We start from the raw sequence: 16,640 nt of genomic DNA, 5'->3' as shown, positions 1-16,640 counted from the left end.
TCAGGGGCGGGCGGGGCCGGTGCCCGCGCCGGTGATGGTGATGGTGATGGTGATGGTGATGGCGGTGGCGATCTCGTCGAGGTCGGCCGCGGTCAGCGTCAGCTCGCGAGCGCCGATCCAGCCGTCGATCTGCGTCGGGGTGCGCGCACCGACGATGGCCCCGGTGACGCCCGGCCAGGCGGTGGCCCAGGCGAGGGCTACTTCGGCCACGCTCACGTCGTAGCGGGCCGCGATGGGGCGCAGCGCGTCCACCAGGGCGAGGTTGGCGGGCAGGTCGGTGGTGAAATCCGGACTGCCGCTGCGCCAGTCGTCGGGCGCGAGCACCCGGTCGGAGTGGAACGCACCGGTCAGCAGGCCGGACTGGAGCGGCGAGTAGACGATGACGCCGGTGCCGTGGGCTCGCGCCCAAGCGATGTCGGTTGCGGCGGTGCGGTTGACGGCCGAGAACGGCGGCTGGATCGCGTCCACGTGCGCGATGGATTCGGCGATGTCCAGCTGTGCCGCATCGTGATTCGACAGACCGATGGCGCGGACCTTGCCCTCCTTCTTCAGTTCGGCCATGACCTGCCAGTACTCCGCCAGCGGGGTGGCGTTGGCGGAAACCTCGGCCTCGCCCTGGTAGACGAACAACTCGCCGGTGTCGGGCCAGTGCACCTGGTAGAGGTCGATGTGGTCGACGCGCAGGCGGCGCAGTGACGCCTCGAGTTCGGCGCGCACGGTGTCGGGACGCATGATGCGGCGCGGTGAGCCGGTGCGGTCGTCGCCGGGTTCCCAGATGAGGCCGGTCTTGGTGAAGAGGTAGGGGCGGTCGACCTCCGACAGCTCGGCCATGGCGCGACCGACCAGTTCCTCCGCGTGGCCGAGCCCGTAGGCGGGCGCGGTATCGAGCCAGTTGATGCCGCTGCGCACCGCGTGCGTGATGGCGGCGATGGAGTCGGCGTCATCGGTGGCTCCCCACGAGTACTGCCAACCGGCTCCCGAGATGACCCAGGTGCCGAGGCCGAGCGGGGTGATGTCCATGCCGGTGTCGCCGAGCGGGCGGGTGGCGTGCATTCGACTCTCCTGTTCGAGGCCGGATCGGTTCCGGCCACGATGGCCACACTCGTCCGCCGCGCCGCGCCGAAACAGCGCCGCACCAGCCTGGGCACCGCAGGACCAGGACGGTCCGGCGCACGGCTCGGATACTGGACGCATGGTCATGGATCGACGGGCGGAACTCGGTGAATTCCTGCGCTCCCGGCGCGCACGGCTGCGACCGGACCAGGTGGGGTTGATCGACCACGGGGTGCGGCGGCGGGTGCCGGGCCTGCGGCGCGAGGAGCTGGCGTTGCTGGCCGGAGTCAGCGTGGATCACTACGTGCGGCTGGAACAGGGCCGCACCCTGCACTTCTCGGAATCGGTGCTGGACGCGGTCGCACGCGCGCTGCGACTGGACCCGGTGGAACACGAGCACCTGTATCGCCTGGCACGGCCCTGGTCGGGTGCGGAGACGCCGGGTGCGCAGCGGGTGCGGCCCGGCCTGCTGCGACTGTTGGAGGCGGCTCCGGAGGTACCCGCCTACATCGTCGGGCGCGGTACGGCGGTGCTGGCGTGAATCGCGCGGCCGCCGTGCTGCTCACCGACTTCGGCGCGCTCCCGCCGCACGAGCGCAATCTCACCCGGCTGGTGTTCCTGGACGAGGGCATGCGCGACCTCTACGAGGACTGGCCCGCCAAGGCCGCCGACGTGGTCGCCTATCTACGCCTGGACGCCGCCCGCAATCCCGGCGATCCGGCCGTCACCGCCCTGATCGACGACATGTGCCGGGACAGTGCGGAATTCGCCGAACTGTGGCGGCGTCACGACATCAAGGACAAGACCCACGGGCGCTACGTGTACCGCCACCCGATGGTGGGCCGCATCGATCTCGGCTACGAAACCCTGCGCCTGCCCGACGATCCCGATCAGGGGCTGGTCGCCCACACGGTGGAGCGGGGCTCCCCCAGCGAGGTGGCGCTGCGGCTGCTCACCAGCATCGACGCACCCGCCGCCACCACGAGACGCTGAGCCGCCACAAACGCTGAGCCGCCACAAACGCCGAGCCTCACAAACGCCGAATTCTCACGGAAGCCGACCCGTCACGAAAAGCCGAGCGGGACAACGAGAGCGGCGGGTGACGCGTGATCGCGTCGCCCGCCGCCGGTCCGTCGCTACCCGGTGTCGCCGCTACTTGGTGTTGCTGTCGATCTGTAGCGAACCGCTGCCCGGATCGACCACGCGCAGGTCGAACGGCTTGGACTTGCCGCCGTAGGTCAGGTTCGCCAGCCGCATATCGGCCGCACCGGCACCGTCGTTCTGGCCGGAGATATCGCGATAGCCGTTGATCGGGTTGGCTTCCCAGTACTCACGGAAATCGCTCTGCCCGCCGTACACCGCCTGCGCGGCGGGGGTCAGCATGGCCCAGGCCGAGCCGTAGTTCTTGGCGAGCAGCGCGTTGTAGAAGTCCTCGATGGCGCTGCCGGCCTGACCGATGCCGACGGTGCCGACATTGCGCGCCGAGCCGAGCGCCACCGAATCCTCGGTGGTCTGCGGGGTGCCGGTCACCTTCGAGGTGGTGGGGCCGCCCGCGTCGGTGCCCGAACCGCCGTCGCCGCCACCGGAATTGAGCATGGCGGCGACCACGCCGCCGACCACGATGAGCACACCCACCACGGCGATCCAGACGAACTTGCGGCTGCCCGGCTCGCCGGGGTGCGGTTCCATGGCGGTGTGCGTGGCGGGGCCGTGGGAGGCCGGGGGCCGGGGCGGCGGGGTGGACTCCAGCAGGGCCGCGGCACTCACCGCGCCGGTGGGGATGTCGGCGCTGGCGGACGGGCGGCGGTCGATGGGCCGGGTGGGCTGGCGCGGCGGCGCAGGGCGGCGCGGCGCTTCCGGTCCCCGCTGCTGGGGGCGTCGGGCGGCCAGGACGCGGGTGGCGTCCGCATCCGGGCCGACCTCGGCGAAGTCCGCCATGCGGTCGCGCACCTCGTGCATGCTCGGCCGGTCCTCCGGCTCGAAGCTCAGCAGGCGGCGCAACAGATCCTCCAGCGGACCGGCGTTGCGCGGCTCGCTCAGCTGACCGTTGGCGGCCGCGTACAGCAGCGCGAGCGGATTCGGGTTGGTGCCGTAGGGCGGTTCCCCCTCCAGCGCGTGGAACAGCGTCGCGCCCAAGGCGAAGACGTCGGCGGCGGGCGTCGGCTCGGCTCCGCGCGCCACCTCCGGGGCGAGGTAGGCGGCGGTGCCGGAGATGAGTCCGGTGGCGGTGAGGGTCACATCGCCCTTGGCCTTGGAGATGCCGAAGTCGGTGATCTTCACCGCCCCGTTGTCGCCGAGCAGGATGTTGCCGGGCTTGACGTCCCGGTGCACGATGCCCGCGCGGTGGGCGGCGATCAGCGCCGAGGCCACCTGCTCGCCGATGCGCGCCACCTGCGGCAGCGGCAGCGTGCCCTGCGAGGACAGCACGACGGCGAGACTCTGCGAGGGCAGGTACTCCATGACCAGGCACGGGTCGCCCTCATGCTCGGTGATGTCGAAGACGACGATGGCGTTGGGGTGCTGGAAACGGGCGGCGTTGCGGGCCTCTCGGGCCGCGCGCTGGCGCACCACGTCCTTATCCGCTTGGGACAGGGTCGGCTGGGTGAGGATCTGTTTGATCGCCACCGACCGTTCCAGCCTCTCGTCGATGGCTCGCCAGACGACGCCTGTGCCGCCGCTACCAATCCGTTCGACCAGGCGGTAATGCCCTGCGATCACTTGGCCGGTTTCGATGGCACTACTCCGAAGTTCTCCGCGATGAATGACTGTGTCGGGGCGGTTGCCCGCGTGTTTCCCCGCACGAGTGTAGCGGGCCGCGCGCGTCGCGCCGACGTCAGCGCGAGATATGACTGAGATCTCGCTGAGATCCTCGTCGCATTCGGGTGATTATCGCGTTACCAGCTGGGGAAACGCGCGTGTCGGTGTGCGGTGAGGATCACTATTCCCGACGCGCCGCCCACTGCCCGCGCGCCAGTTCCGCCGCGTCGGCGTCGGTCAGCTCGATATCGAAGACCTCGGCGAGGATCTTCGGCAGCTCGGCGAGCTCCAGCTCGCGCGTATCGCCGGTGCCGTCCGGATACTCCGTGGTCCAGACGGTGCCGTCGAGGACGTGGTGCACCTCCGGCAGGAAGCGCTGCACGAACGGCCGGGTGGTGAACGGGGAACGCGGCGAGGTCGAGACGAAGTGGTTTCCGACCGCGTAGTCGATGCGGTACTGCGGGCTCACGGCGACGGTGTGGCGGTCGACCCAGCCGTCGCGGCCGAACTGGTGCAGCGTCCACTGCTCCACGTCGAGGGGGCCGTTCGCGCGATCGAGCCGGTAACGCCAGGCGCCGAGGGCGAATTCGCCCCGGTCGGCGGTGAGCTCGACCGGCGCCAGGGGGCCGAAGCCGAAGCCGACGTCGGTCAGCCAGGCGCGGTCGTCGACGACCACCCGCAGCAGGGCGTGGGTGGCGGGCCGCAGCGCGGTCGCACCCATGGTGACCCGGCCGGACAGTCCGGTGAATTCGAATCCGAGCCGCTCCAGCGCGGCGGCGAACAGGCCGACATGCTCGTAGCAGTAGCCGCCGCGACGGCGGCGAATCAGCTTGTCCTGCACCGATTCGACGTCAAGGGGGATATCGCGGCCGAGGATGACCTCGAGGTTCTCGAACGGAATGCCGGTGGTGTGCGCGTAGGTCAGCCCGCGCAGGGTGTCCAGGGTCGGCGTGCGGTCCCCCGTGTACCCGATCCGCGCCAGATACGCGTCCAGATCCAGGTCGTCGCCGTTCCACCCGTACGAGGGGTCCGCCGGGGCGCTCATATCTCCTCCGTCCACTGCCGCGATCGATTCGATCAACACCGTGCGGACCGAAGATGTTCCGCGCCAGCCTGCCAGCCCACCGGCAGCACGGTCACGACGGTGATTTCGTGGGCACGGCGGGTACCGCACCGCCTCCACGCGATCGCGTGGACAGTGGTGACCGGGCGATTTAGCCTGGGACCGCGACGGCGCGCGGTGGGGAGGCGGGATCATGACGGATTCGATGTGGAACCGGGCGCGGTCGTGAGTGCGCCATGGGATCGACTACGACTGTTCACGGTGCGGGAGTTCACCGTGCACTGGGGGCGGACGCTGGCGACGGTCGCGGTGGTGGCGGTGTCGGCGGCCTTCCTGGTGGCCGTGTTCGCCATCTCCGGTTCGGTGACCGGTTCGATGCAGCGGCTGACCGCCGGGCTGGCGGGCACCGCGGACCTGGAGGTCTCCGGAGTCACCGACGCCGGATTCGCGCAGTCGCTGCGCGATGAGGTGGCGGCTGCGCCCGGGGTGGCGGCGGCGGTGCCGCTGCTGCGGGCGAATCTGCCGGTCGACGGCGAGCGGGTGCTGCTGCTCGGCATGGACGGGTCGAGTGCGGCACTGGGCGGCGAGCTGAGCGGAGCCGTGGCCGACGACGTGGTCGGGTCGCTGCTCGGCGTATCGAACGGCGTGCTGGTCGGTCCGGACCTGGGCTATGCGAAAGATGATGTGTTCCAGCTGGGTTCGGTGCGGGTCACGGTTGCCGCCGTGCTCGCGGGCACCGAATCGGGGCGATTCAACGGCGGCCACTATGTGGTCGCGCCGCTGCCGCTGGCGCAGCGGATCGTCGGACGCATCGGACAACTCGACTCCATCATGATCGTGTCGGCACCGGATGCCGATGCGGGAGCGCTGCGTTCGGCCGTGGATGCGGTGGTGGCCGGGCGGGCGATCGTGGCCGAACCCATGGCGCGCGCCGCGGATACCGGCAACGGCGTGCTCATGCTGCGCTTCATGGCCGCCATGGGCGCCGGTATCGCCTTCGTGGTGTCGGCGTTCCTGGTCTACAACACGATGAGTATGGCGCTGGCGCAACGCCGTCCGGTGATCTCCATGCTGCGGGCCATCGGCGGCGGCAAGCGCACCATCGTGCGCGACACCCTCGCCGAGGCGGCCGTGGTGGGGCTGGTCGGCGGGGCCGTGGGCGGGCCGCTGGGGATACTCGCGGGGCGCTGGGCCATCGGCCTGCTGCCGCCCGCCGTCACCCAACTGGTGGAGGTGCGGCTGGAGTACATCCTGCCGGGATACGCGGTGCCGGTGGCGATCACGGCGGCGGTGCTCACCAGCGTCGGGGCCTCGGCGGTGGCGGCGCGGCAGGTGTACCGGGTGGCTCCGGTGGAGGCGCTGGCACCGGTCGGGGTGTCGCGGGCCGATGCCGGATCCGGGTGGACGCGGCTCGCCGCCGCGGTGGCGGTGCTGGCGCTGACGGCGGCGACCCTGCTGGTGGTGCGCGCGCAGCTGGGCGTGTTCTCCGCTGTCGCACTGGGTTTCGCGTTCGGCGCGCAGATCGCGCTGGCCTTCCTGCTCACCGGGCCGATCGTGGCGGCGACCGCGGCGGTGGCGCGGCGCGGCGGCGGGGCCGGGGTGCTCGCGGCGGTGAATATCGAACGCGCGCCCCGGCGGGTGTGGGCCACCCTCATGACCGTCACCATCGCCGTCGGTATGACCGTGACCATCACCGGAGCCAATGACGACGCCGTGCGCGGGGCGCGCGACAGCCTGGCCAGTCTCGGCGACAGCGAGCTGTGGGTGAGTCCCACGCCGGAGGATCAGACGCCCACCGACCTGCTGCCGCCGGAGGTGGCCGAACGGGTGGCGGCGGTGCCCGGCGTGGCGCGTATGACGGAGGGGCAGTTGGCATTCGCCGCCTTCGGCGGCACCAAGGCGCTGCTGTACGGCGTGGCCCCGGGCAGCAACTACCCCATGTTCCGGGCGCTGCGCGCCGAGGTGGGGCAGCGGCTGCTGGCCGGCGAGGGCCTGGTGCTGTCCCGCTCGCTGGCGGGCCAACTCGGGGTGGCCGCCGGGGATACGGTGACCCTGCGGACGCCCAGCGGAGAGAAACGCGCCGCGGTGCTCGACACCGTGTCCTATTTCTCGGCGCTGGCGGGCACCGTGGCCATGAGCCTGGACCTGATGCGGGACTGGTTCGACCGCCCCGGATCGACCACTCTGCAGATCGACGCGGCCCCGGGCACCGATCTCGAACAGCTGCGCTCCGACCTGCGCGCGGCCGCCGGACCCCGGGTCTTCGTCTACTCCGGGCGCGAGGCCCTCGACGGCATCAGCGCCTCCATGACCCAGGCCATGGCCCTGGCCCGCGCCATTCTGGTGATCACCGCCCTCATCGCCGCCACCGCCCTGCTCAATACGCTCATGCTGGCGCTGCTGGAACGCCGCCGCGAACTCGGCATCCTGCGCGCCGTCGGCTCCACCCGACGCTTCGCCCTGCGCATGATCCTCACCGAGGCCGCCGCGATCGGTGTGGTGGGCGCGGCCCTCGGTCTCGTCTTCGGGTTGATCGAACAGTTCCTCTATGCCGCCATCGCCACCGACCTGCTCGGCATCGAGATCACCGCCCGACCCGGCCCGCTGCTCCCGGTCTTCGTGGCGGCGGCATTGGCCCTGAGCCTGCTCGGCTCGATTCCGCCCGCCCTGCGCGCGGCCCGGCTGAATATCGTGGACGCGGTCGCCGCGGACTGATCCCACCGCCGAATCGGACTGAGCGAACGTCCGCCTAGAATTCGGAGTTCTCGACTAATTCGAGGTTCTCGAATACGGGCGAATTCGGAGGGTGGCGGGTCGGTGACGGATCAGGTGCGAGGCAGGAGTGCCGATGCCCGGCGTCGCGCTATCCGGATCGCCGCGGAACACGGCCCCGCGGCGGCGGGTGCCACCGGAACGTTGCTGCCGCCCCGGGCGACCAGTTCCGGCACGCTGCGGCGATTGCAGGAGGAAGCGCTGCGGCAGTTCGCCACGCGCGGGTATCACGGGGTGTCGGTCAGGGATCTGGCCGGGGCGATCGGCATCCATCCGAGTTCGGTGTACGCCCATGTCACCTCGAAGCAGCAGCTGCTCACCGAGCTGATCCGGCTCGGACACGAGGAACAGAGCGAGCGCCTCGTCGGCGCGGTGGCGGCGGCCGGTGACGATCCGGTCGCACAGGTCACCGCCATGATCGGGGAGCTGGTGCGGGTGCACGCCGACTATCCGCTGCTCATGCGCGTGACCAACCGGGAGTTGGAGGCGCTGTCGCCGACGGCCCGCGCCGCCGCGTACGAGGCGCGGGTGCGCGCCGAACAGCTCGCCGTGGAGATCATCGTGCGCGGCCGGGAACGAGGGCTGTTCGGTGACAGCGAACCACTACTGGCCATGACGGCACTGGGCTCCATGGGAATTCGTGTGGCCGAGTGGTGGCGTCCCGAACTCGGGATCGATGTCGACGAGCTCGCCGACACCTACGCCACCTTCGCCCGCAAACTGCTGGGCTGACCGGCGGTCAGTCCGTGATCTCCCGGTAGCCGCCGCGCTGTTTGGCGGCAATCGCTTTCGCCGCCTGCGCGGTGGCCTTGGCGGGATCACCGTGGCGTTCGACCGAGACGATCCCCACGGTGCCCTCCCTACCGTGCCGGGTGGCGAGGATATCCAGGTGCGGGTCGGTGACGATCTCCCAGAACTTGGTGCCGCTCGACGTTTCCGCCTCGAAATACCGGTGGGACAGGTCCGGGCCACGCCGTTGCCCGCCGAACAGCATCAGGGTGTCGGGAGCGGCCTGCTCTAGGTGATCGGCGAAGCGGCTGAGGAACGAGGTCGCGACGATCCAGGACAGCGAACTCTGCCATGAGAGTTTGGCCGGGTGCTGGTCCAGGTGGGTGAAGACCCGGTCGTCGGACACCGCTTCCAGGTCGGTGAATACCGTGTCGGCACTGCCGTCGAGACCGACGACCAGCGCGTTGATCGCCGTCAGCGCGGGCTCCCACCGCGTGCGCTGTTCGCCGCGCAGGGCGGCCGCGTACTTCGCGCCGAGCCGCCGCGAGCGCGGCCGTTCGCGGCGCACCTCGGCGGGGCCGAGCAACCGCAATCCGGTGTCGCCGATGCGCCACTCGGCGTGGCCCACGCGTTCCCACAGCGCGCGCAGGCTCGCGGGCAGCGGCGTGCCGAGTTCGGCTGCCAGGGTATCGATCTCGCCGGGCGCGGCGGGTGGGCCGAGTTCCACGTGGAGATCGGCCAATTCGGGGATGTGCGTCGTGAACCCCTGTGCCGTCAGGTATTCCGCGATCTCGGCGAGCGCCCGCACATGCCAGACCGGATCCTGCTGATCGTCGCGAATGCGGGCGCGCACCCATTCGGCCACGGTCATGTCGGTACGCAGCCGATCGGCGTCCCAGCTCACCGTCTCCACATTGGTCAGCACCGCGCCCTCCCGGTACAGCTCCAGCTCCCGGCGTTCGTGTGCCGCCGCGGTCGCGGGGTCCACCGCGAACCGGAGCCGGTCGAAGGCGGTGAGGTATTCGTTGTCGGCGTCGGGTCGGCGGAAGGTGCGCAGGATCGCCGCCCGGCCGGGCCGGTACCAGGGGTCGGAGGCGGTGTACTTCGCGGCCAGGCAGGTGGCCGTCATGCGGGCGACGGCGTGCGCGGCCGCGTCCTGGTCGGCGAAGGTCAGGCCGAGCGCGTCGATATGACCGTTGTCGACTCCCCAGCGGTACACGACGCGATCGACGTAGCGCACCAGCTCGACGAAATCCTTGCCCGCGCGCGTCCACAGCAGCACGCGTTCGGACTGCTCCGGTACCGCACCGAGGAAGTCGCGCAGATCGTCGTAGCCGAGCACGGTCGACCGGAACGGACTGTGGCACATGCCGAAACCGTCGAAGCAGAACACGGTGTGCTCGGCGTCGAGGAACCACACCTCGCCCGTGGCCCGATCGGCGAGCAGGCGTCGCCCGGGTGTTACCCCGGCCAGTCCGGCGAGTTCCGCGTCCGTGATCCTGGTCAGCGGCCGTCTCGCCGCCCGAGCCCGCTCGCCCCGTTCCCGCAGCGCGAGCCGGGCCGAATCGGTTGCCCCGGAGAGCACCTCGGCCAGGCGGGCGCGGGTGTCGGATGCCTCCAGCGGATCGGCCCAGTCCCGCCCGCGCACCAGGCTGTCGGGTTCGACGGCCGCGACCGGGAGCGCCGCCCATGCCGCGTGCGCCGCGCGGACCAGTTCGGACTCGTTCCCTTCGAGGGCCGCCAGGATCCCGGTGGACAGGGCGAATTTGAACACCCGCTGCTCGACCGGATCGGTCGGGGCGGGCCACCCGCTGATCTCGCGCAGCAGTTCCACCCTGGGCCACCGCTGCCCGACATGGTCGACGAGGGCATTGGCGTAGTTTGCGGCGGCACGCGGGTCGCGGCGCTCGCGCAAGCGCCGCATCACATCCCGGTGCACCTGGGCCGAGAAGACCTCGCCGAGTGCGTCGCCCATGCGCCAGATGCTGCGCCGCTCGGTGAACAGGCGCTCGATCAGCGCGCCGCGCGCCGCCGCGGAATTCACCTGCCGCACCGCGGCATAGAGGTTGGCGACCACCTCACCGAGCTGATCGTCCAACGTCTGCCCGTGGCTGAGCTCCGGGCTGTGCGCCGGATCGGAGTCGGCGTAGCGGCGGCCGTAGTCGTCGAGCGCGGCGATGAGGAAGTCCTGCGCACCCGGATGCCGGAACCGGTACAGCTGGTGTCCCGCGGCATTGCGCGCGCCGATGGCGGGATGGGTCACTATGGTCTCGATCATGGTGGTGGCGGCGCGGACGGCCTGCTCGGGTGACAGCCGCGGCAGCACGCAGTGCGGCTCGCTCGCGTCGAACAGTTGCTCCCACAGCGCCTCCACCGTGCCGCCGGGGGCGGGCAGCCCCGCCAACCGGAGCAGTTCGTCGAAGACCGGCGGTTCGTGCGCCACCGGGGCCAGTGCGAGACAGACGGCTTCCTTCAGCTCGTCGTTGTACATCTCGCCGAGGATGTCGGAGGCGGCGGGTTCGGGCGTGTGCTCGAGCAGGTGGATGAGCACGGCCACCACCGGGCTGTCGGCGGCGTCCACCCGCAGCCGCCCGACCGTGCGGGTGCGGTCCTGGGTGGGCAGCCGCCGCAGGCCGATGGCGGCCAAGTCCGCGCGGTCCGCGCGCGAGCCGTCCAGGATGGTGCGCAGCGCCCACCCGATCACCGCCGCCTCGGGCTCGTCGATGTCGGCACGCAGCAGCACGCGCTGGGCGACGATCTCGCCCAGCGCGGTTCCGGCGAGCTCGGTCAGGATCGGCGCGGCATCGTCGGCGGCGGCGCGCAACCGCTCCAGGTAGCTCGCCGAAGCCTCGGCGTCGCCCCAGCGGCGGTCCAGCTCCGCGCGCGTCAGCACCGCTTCGCCGCAGCCCAGTTCGTGTGCCCGACGCAGCAGGGTGAGGCAGGGGCGGCTGTAGGGATCCTTGCCGAGCAGCTCCCGCGCCGCCTCGGCGAGTGCCGCACCGTTACGCACCAGCGGCGCGACCGTCGAGATCGCCCACAGCCGGGTCTGCCACTCGCAGGCGGAGGTGGGCACCAGCCGCGCGAGGGCATCGGCGGCCGGGCTGTGGTCGCGGCCCGCGCGGCGATCCAGTTCGGCGCGCAGCAGCGCGGTGCCGGTGGTGTCGGGCACTCGATCGAGGACGGTGTTCACCTGTTCGCCGGTGATCGTGCCGTCGTCGAGGCCACGCACGATCCAGCTCGCCCGGACCAGCGGTCGGTACTCCGGTGCGATCTCCAGGGCGGTGAGCGCCGCGCGCGCCCGCTGCTCGTCGTCGGCCGCGTACTCCTGCAGCAGCGCACGGCGGATCCGGAAATCGTCGACGGCGGGTACGTCGCCGTCCAATGGCAGGCGGCCGAAGACCGCGACGAAGGCGTCGAGTAGTTCGGGTCGGTCTGCGGCGCGGGCGATCTCGTCGAGCACGCGGGCCCGGTCGGCGTCACGAGCGAGCAGCGCGGTGTGCAGCAGCCAATAGAGGGCCAGATGCGGATCACCGTGCAGCAGCGGCAATTCCAGCTCGAAGACCTTGTCGACGTCGGTCCCGCTCCACCGGTCGGCGTAGTGCCCGGCGGCACTGGCGGCCAGCGCTTCCGCGGACTGCATGGGTTGTCCGTCGTGCAGCAGCGGCCGGGCCAGCAGCCACATCAGCCACTGGTAGCGCTCGGCCAGTTCGGCGCTGGTGGGAGTCGGCTCGCTGACGTCCGGTGCCGAGGCCGGGAGGAAGGACTCGCGGATGTCGTACTTCGAGCGCTCGTCCGTGTCGTCCGCGGCGGCACGCTCCAGTTCGTCGCGATAGGCCAGCCAGACGTCGAAGGAGTCGAAACACAGTGCCAGTTCCCGGGTTTCGTGATCCTGCCACCACACCCGGCCGTCGCCGCGTAGATCCAGCAGCGTGTAGTCGTCGCCCTCGTCATCGATGATGACGAAACCGCTCAGCGATTTGTCGATGGCCCCGAAGTACGGGTGGTTGCGGGCCAGGTGGGCGTCCACGAGCGGGCCGCGATCACCCACCCAGTAGTCGAGCAGCCGTTCGTCCACGGCCGCCGCCACCCGGGCGGGTACGGGCAGGCCGAAATAGCGAGTGGCGGAGGGGTGCGGGTCCATGGTCTTCCTGAGGTCGAGTTCGCACGATCGAAATACGTTGTGCCGGTATGGAGGACGAATCACCGCCGGATGGATGCGACCGCGGTTGACGCATCGTTCCCGGACGAACGATCGTTTGGTTCGGCACGCTACTGTACGACCGTGACACAAACGACAGACGACGGATCCGCCGCCGTGCCGCGGGCCGTTCCGGTGGCCGAGGCGCAGGCCCGCTTCGGCATCCGGCAACTGTTCGACCTCGCCCGCGCCGATGATCGGGACACCGTCCTCGTCGCACCGGGCGGCGTGCGGGTTTCCCAGCTGCCCTTGGACTTTCACGCCCTCGACCGCTGGGCCGGGATCGCCTCCGACCCGGCCGCGTGCGGACTGGTCGTGGACGGCGACCTGACCGTCACCGGCGCCGTGACCAACTGGGAGAGCGACTTCGGCCCCTTCCTGCTGGTGCGCGGCGATCTGCGGGCGGGCGATCTGGGCACGGGCGGCAGTCAGGTGCGCGTGGAGGGGGCGACGACGGTGACGCGCACCCTGTTCGGGCACTACAACCACGGGCGCGGCGTCTTTCGCGGCACGGTACGCGCGGAAGTGGTGGCGGTCGACGAACATCTGCTGGAATTCCATGCGGGACTGACCGCCGAGGTAGTGGCGGCCGGTAATTTCCTGCGCCTCGCCGATCCAGGCCGCGCCCGCGTCACCGCATGGGCGGGCCGCGTCACGGATCTGGAGGGCAAGGCGCTCACCACGGTCGGCTCTCCCACCGCGCGGGCGCTGCGCCTGCTGGCCGAGCCGTACTGGGATCTCGACGCGCGCGCGGTGCTGGCGGCGCAGTCGGACGGGCGGTCGCTGCTGGCCCGGCACCCGGTGAACGAGTTCGCCGAGCAGGAGCAGCGCGGCGCGCACGCGGCGGCGGTCGAGCGGGCGCTACGGCGCGCGGAACTCCCGGCGTACCACCGTTTCCAGGACGGATTCCGCGTGGACGAGGGGGCCGAGCCGGTGCAGGTGTACCACTGCGAAGCGGACGAACCCGATCCCGAGGCGGACCCGCCGGACGAGACCGCATTCGTGCGGCGGTGTGCCGACGTCTTGACGGCGGCCGGGTTCCGCGTCGAGTACGACCCCGACGACGAGGAGGTGCTGCGCGTCCACGAGTGAGCGGCCTGGTCGCGTGCGACCGTCGTACCCGACGGCTACCATTCGCCCATGCGTTCGATCGATACCGCGCAGCGGCGCGCTCGACTGGCGGTCCGGCATCTGCTCGCTCCCGAGGCGCGGGTGGACGATGCCGCCGAGATCGCGCGGGCCATGGTGGTGCTGCACGCCACCGATCCGGCGACGGTGTTCCTCTCGGTGGCCGCGCGCAGTCGGACGGTCGAACCCGGGCATGTGGAGAAGGCGCTGTACCAGGATCGGACGCTGCTGCGCATGCTGGCCATGCGGCGCACCATGTTCGTGGCGCCGATCGACCTGGTGCCGGTGTTGCAGGCGTCGTGTGCCGACGCGCTGGCCACCAAGCAGCGAAAGACGTACGGGCGCTTCGTGGAACAGGCCGGGGTCGTCGACGGGGACATCTCGGCGTGGTGGGCCGAGGTGGAGGCGGAGACGCACCGGGCGTTGCTGGCGCGGGGCGCGGCGACCGGGGCGCAGTTGAGCAAGGACGTGCCGCGGTTGCGGACGCAGGTCGACACCGCGCCGGGCAAGTCGTATTCGAAGCCGACGAATATCACCACCTGGGTGCTGGTGACCCTGGGCGCGGAGGGGCGGATCGTGCGCGGGCGGCCCAATGGGTCGTGGTCCAGCAGTCAGTACACGTGGTCGCCCATCGAATCCTGGCTGCCGGACGGTATCGCGGCCATGTCCGCGGACGAGGCGCGGGCGGAGTTGGTGCGGCGGTGGCTGCATCGGTTCGGCCCGGCTCCGGTGAGCGATGTCAAATGGTGGACCGGGTGGACCGCCGCCGAGGTGAAGAAGGCCCTGGCACGACTGGACACCGTCGAGGTCGCGGTGGACGGCGGCACCGGACTGGTGCTCGCCGACGATCTGGAACCGGTCGCCGCGCCGGAGCCGTGGGCGGCGCTGCTGCCCGCCCTCGATCCGACGCCCATGGGGTGGCAGGCGCGCGATTGGTATCTGGGCGCGCACGGTCCGGCGCTGTTCGACCGCAATGGCAATGTGGGGCCGACCGTGTGGTGGGACGGGCGCATCGTCGGCGGCTGGGCGCAGCGCGCGGACGGTGAGATCGTGTGGCGGCTGCTGGAGGACGTCGGCTCCGAGGCGCAGCGGCATATCGAAGCCGAGGCCGTCCGGCTTACCGACTGGTACGGCGAAATCCGCCCGATTCCTCGCTTCCGTACCCCGCTGGAGCGGGAGCTCACCGCTTAGCGGCCGCACACCGCGTTACCGGCCCACCGCCGTAGGTCCCGCCCGTCGTGAGGGCGTGAGACCTGCGGCGATCATCTGAGGCGGCGCGGATGTCACACCTGCCGTCGCACACGGGTTCCATTCGGCCGCTACATATTCCGTTTTATCCTTCAAAATCCGTCGGGTGTCGGGTGGGCGGTCCCGCTGTTAGGGTCTGCACGTACATCTGCATGTCCGGGGCGCGGGGGGCGCTGGCCCGGTCTTCCCATTCGGAGAGTGTCATGGCCTTCCTGAACCGCTTCCTCTACAATGCCCGCACGATCAGCCAGTTGGTCGATCAGGCGCCGAAGTGGCGGGAGCAGTTGCTGGCCAAGCGCACCGAGTTGCGCGGCGGCTCCTTTCGGGACGCCACCATGGGGATCTGCGCCCTGGTGGCGGCCGCGGACGGCAGTATCGATCCGGTCGAGCGGATGCGGGTGGCGCAGCTCATCGGCGCGGATCCGGTGCTGCGCCAGTTTCCGGTGGACGAACTGCGAAATCTCTTCGAGGACAACTGCAATCGGATCGCCATGGATCCGGCGTTCGGCCGCGCCTACGTCATGCAGCAGGTCGCCAAGTGCACCGGCAAACCGGCCGAGGCGCGCGCCGTCGTGCAGTTGGGCATCATGATCGGCAATGCGGACGGCGGCTTCGACCAGCACGAGGCGGCCACCATTCGGGAGGCCTGCCAGGTGCTGCTGCTGGACCCCGAGGAGTTCGGGCTCCCCGACTGACGCGCCGGGCCTTACATGTCCAGGCCGAGGTCCAGCACACGCACGGAGTGGGTGAGCGCACCGACGGCCAGATAGTCCACGCCGGTGCGGGCGTAGTCGGCGGCGGCATCCAGGGTGAGACCGCCGGAGGATTCCAGCTTGGTGCGCGGTGAGCGGGTGTCGCGGCGCTGCACGGCGGCTTGGGTTGCCCACAGCGGGAAGTTGTCCAGCAGCACGAGTTCCACGTCCTCGGCGAGCACGGCGTCGAGCTGCTCCAGGCTGTCCACCTCCACCTCGCATTCGATGGCGGGGTTCAGTGCGCGCACCGCCCGCAGCGCCGCCACCACCGAACCGGCGGCGACCACGTGATTGTCCTTGATGAGCGCGGCGTCGCCGAGCCCCATGCGGTGGTTCACGCCGCCGCCGACGCGGACCGCGTACTTCTGCAGCGACCGTAGACCCGGCAGTGTCTTGCGGCTGTCGCGGATGCGGCAGTGGGTGCCCGCCACGGCATCCACCCAGGCGGCGGTGGCGGTGGCGATTCCGGAGAGGTGGCAGACGATATTGAGCAGGGTGCGCTCGGCGGTCAGCAGGCCCCGGGTGGGAGCGACGACGCCGAGCACCGCGTCACCCGGCCGCACCCGGGTGCCGTCCGGCACCCGCTCGGTGACCTCGTAACCGCCCGCCCCGATCACCTCGTCCAGCACCAGCAGGCCGATATCGAGCCCGGCCACGGTGCCCTCCTGCCGCGAGACCACCGCCGCCTTCACCACGGCATCCTCGGGCACCGTCGCGACGGTGGTGATATCGGGCCCGTAGCGCAGATCCTCGTCGAGGGCGGTGCGAATGAGCGCGACCACCTCGTCGCGGTCGAGTCCGGTATCGAGAGTCATCGCTGCACTCCTGGATCGATGGACCGAGCACCGCGCCGCGGACGAGCGGTGCCGGGAAGCGGAAACGGTGCCGACATCCGCGCGTGTCCGCCCGCGCGGGTACGAAGGTGCTCGGCCGCATCGGC

General features: G+C 70.9%; 12 protein-coding genes. 7 read left to right on the top strand and 5 right to left on the bottom strand.

All coding sequences use genetic code 11. The features are described from left to right. Entirely contained in the window at nt 1-1,053 is a 1,053-nt protein-coding gene (locus ON31_RS11405; protein WP_039812607.1) for an aldo/keto reductase, read from the bottom strand. A 139-nt stretch (nt 1,054-1,192) separates the two neighbouring features. On the opposite strand from ON31_RS11405, the gene ON31_RS37845 reads away from it, so the two are divergent. Both ON31_RS37845 and ON31_RS37840 read left to right on the top strand, forming a co-directional pair. After that, the gene (locus tag ON31_RS37845; protein WP_255222059.1) at nt 1,193-1,594 is read left to right on the top strand and encodes a helix-turn-helix domain-containing protein; all 402 of its coding nucleotides are present in this window, start codon (nt 1,193-1,195) and stop codon (nt 1,592-1,594) included. Next, nucleotides 1,591-2,046 (top strand): MmyB family transcriptional regulator, encoded by a 456-nt coding sequence (locus ON31_RS37840; protein WP_255222058.1) that lies wholly within the window; start codon nt 1,591-1,593, stop codon nt 2,044-2,046. Before ON31_RS37845 ends, ON31_RS37840 begins: the two co-directional genes overlap by 4 nt. Nucleotides 2,047-2,205: 159 nt before the next feature. Here the strand turns inward: ON31_RS37840 and ON31_RS11395 are convergent, their stop codons facing one another. Both ON31_RS11395 and ON31_RS11390 read right to left on the bottom strand, forming a co-directional pair. Then, entirely contained in the window at nt 2,206-3,771 is a 1,566-nt protein-coding gene (locus ON31_RS11395) for a serine/threonine-protein kinase (protein WP_039812606.1), read from the bottom strand. A gap of 220 nt (nt 3,772-3,991) precedes the next feature. After that, a complete protein-coding gene (locus ON31_RS11390) occupies nt 3,992-4,855 on the bottom strand; it encodes an arylamine N-acetyltransferase family protein (protein ID WP_039812602.1) in 864 nt (287 codons plus the stop codon). A 225-nt stretch (nt 4,856-5,080) separates the two neighbouring features. Here ON31_RS11390 and ON31_RS11385 point away from each other — a divergent pair, with 225 nt between their 5' ends. Together ON31_RS11385 and ON31_RS11380 are read left to right on the top strand one after the other, a co-directional pair. After that, nucleotides 5,081-7,588 carry an ABC transporter permease gene (locus tag ON31_RS11385; protein ID WP_039812601.1) on the top strand — a complete coding sequence of 836 codons (2,508 nt, stop codon included), beginning with the start codon at nt 5,081-5,083 and terminating at the stop codon, nt 7,586-7,588. 102 nt (nt 7,589-7,690) lie between these two features. Next, a complete protein-coding gene (locus tag ON31_RS11380) occupies nt 7,691-8,377 on the top strand; it encodes a TetR/AcrR family transcriptional regulator (protein ID WP_115061651.1) in 687 nt (228 codons plus the stop codon). A gap of 7 nt (nt 8,378-8,384) precedes the next feature. Here ON31_RS11380 and ON31_RS11375 read toward each other — a convergent pair whose 3' ends face one another. Then, nucleotides 8,385-12,515, bottom strand: coding sequence for an SMI1/KNR4 family protein (locus ON31_RS11375; protein WP_039812599.1), 4,131 nt, complete (start codon nt 12,513-12,515; stop codon nt 8,385-8,387). A gap of 141 nt (nt 12,516-12,656) precedes the next feature. On the opposite strand from ON31_RS11375, the gene ON31_RS11370 reads away from it, so the two are divergent. The 3 genes from ON31_RS11370 (at nt 12,657) to ON31_RS11360 (ending at nt 15,643) form a co-directional block, all read left to right on the top strand. Further along, nucleotides 12,657-13,664 (top strand): hypothetical protein, encoded by a 1,008-nt coding sequence (locus ON31_RS11370; protein ID WP_039812597.1) that lies wholly within the window; start codon nt 12,657-12,659, stop codon nt 13,662-13,664. A 48-nt stretch (nt 13,665-13,712) separates the two neighbouring features. Further along, entirely contained in the window at nt 13,713-14,891 is a 1,179-nt protein-coding gene (locus tag ON31_RS11365; protein WP_039812595.1) for a winged helix DNA-binding domain-containing protein, read from the top strand. 260 nt (nt 14,892-15,151) lie between these two features. Further along, complete coding sequence (locus ON31_RS11360) at nt 15,152-15,643, top strand: tellurite resistance TerB family protein (protein WP_051037109.1); 492 nt, start codon at nt 15,152-15,154, stop codon at nt 15,641-15,643. A gap of 11 nt (nt 15,644-15,654) precedes the next feature. Here the strand turns inward: ON31_RS11360 and nadC are convergent, their stop codons facing one another. Next, on the bottom strand, nt 15,655-16,515 hold the full coding sequence (gene nadC / locus ON31_RS11355; RefSeq protein ID WP_039812593.1) for a carboxylating nicotinate-nucleotide diphosphorylase: 861 nt from the start codon (nt 16,513-16,515) through the stop codon (nt 15,655-15,657). Nucleotides 16,516-16,640 lie beyond the last annotated feature (125 nt).

Origin of the sequence: Nocardia otitidiscaviarum NBRC 14405, from assembly GCF_000308635.1 — a bacterium.
Taxonomy (GTDB): domain Bacteria; phylum Actinomycetota; class Actinomycetes; order Mycobacteriales; family Mycobacteriaceae; genus Nocardia; species Nocardia otitidiscaviarum.
This window is presented reverse-complemented; position numbering and strand designations above follow the sequence as displayed.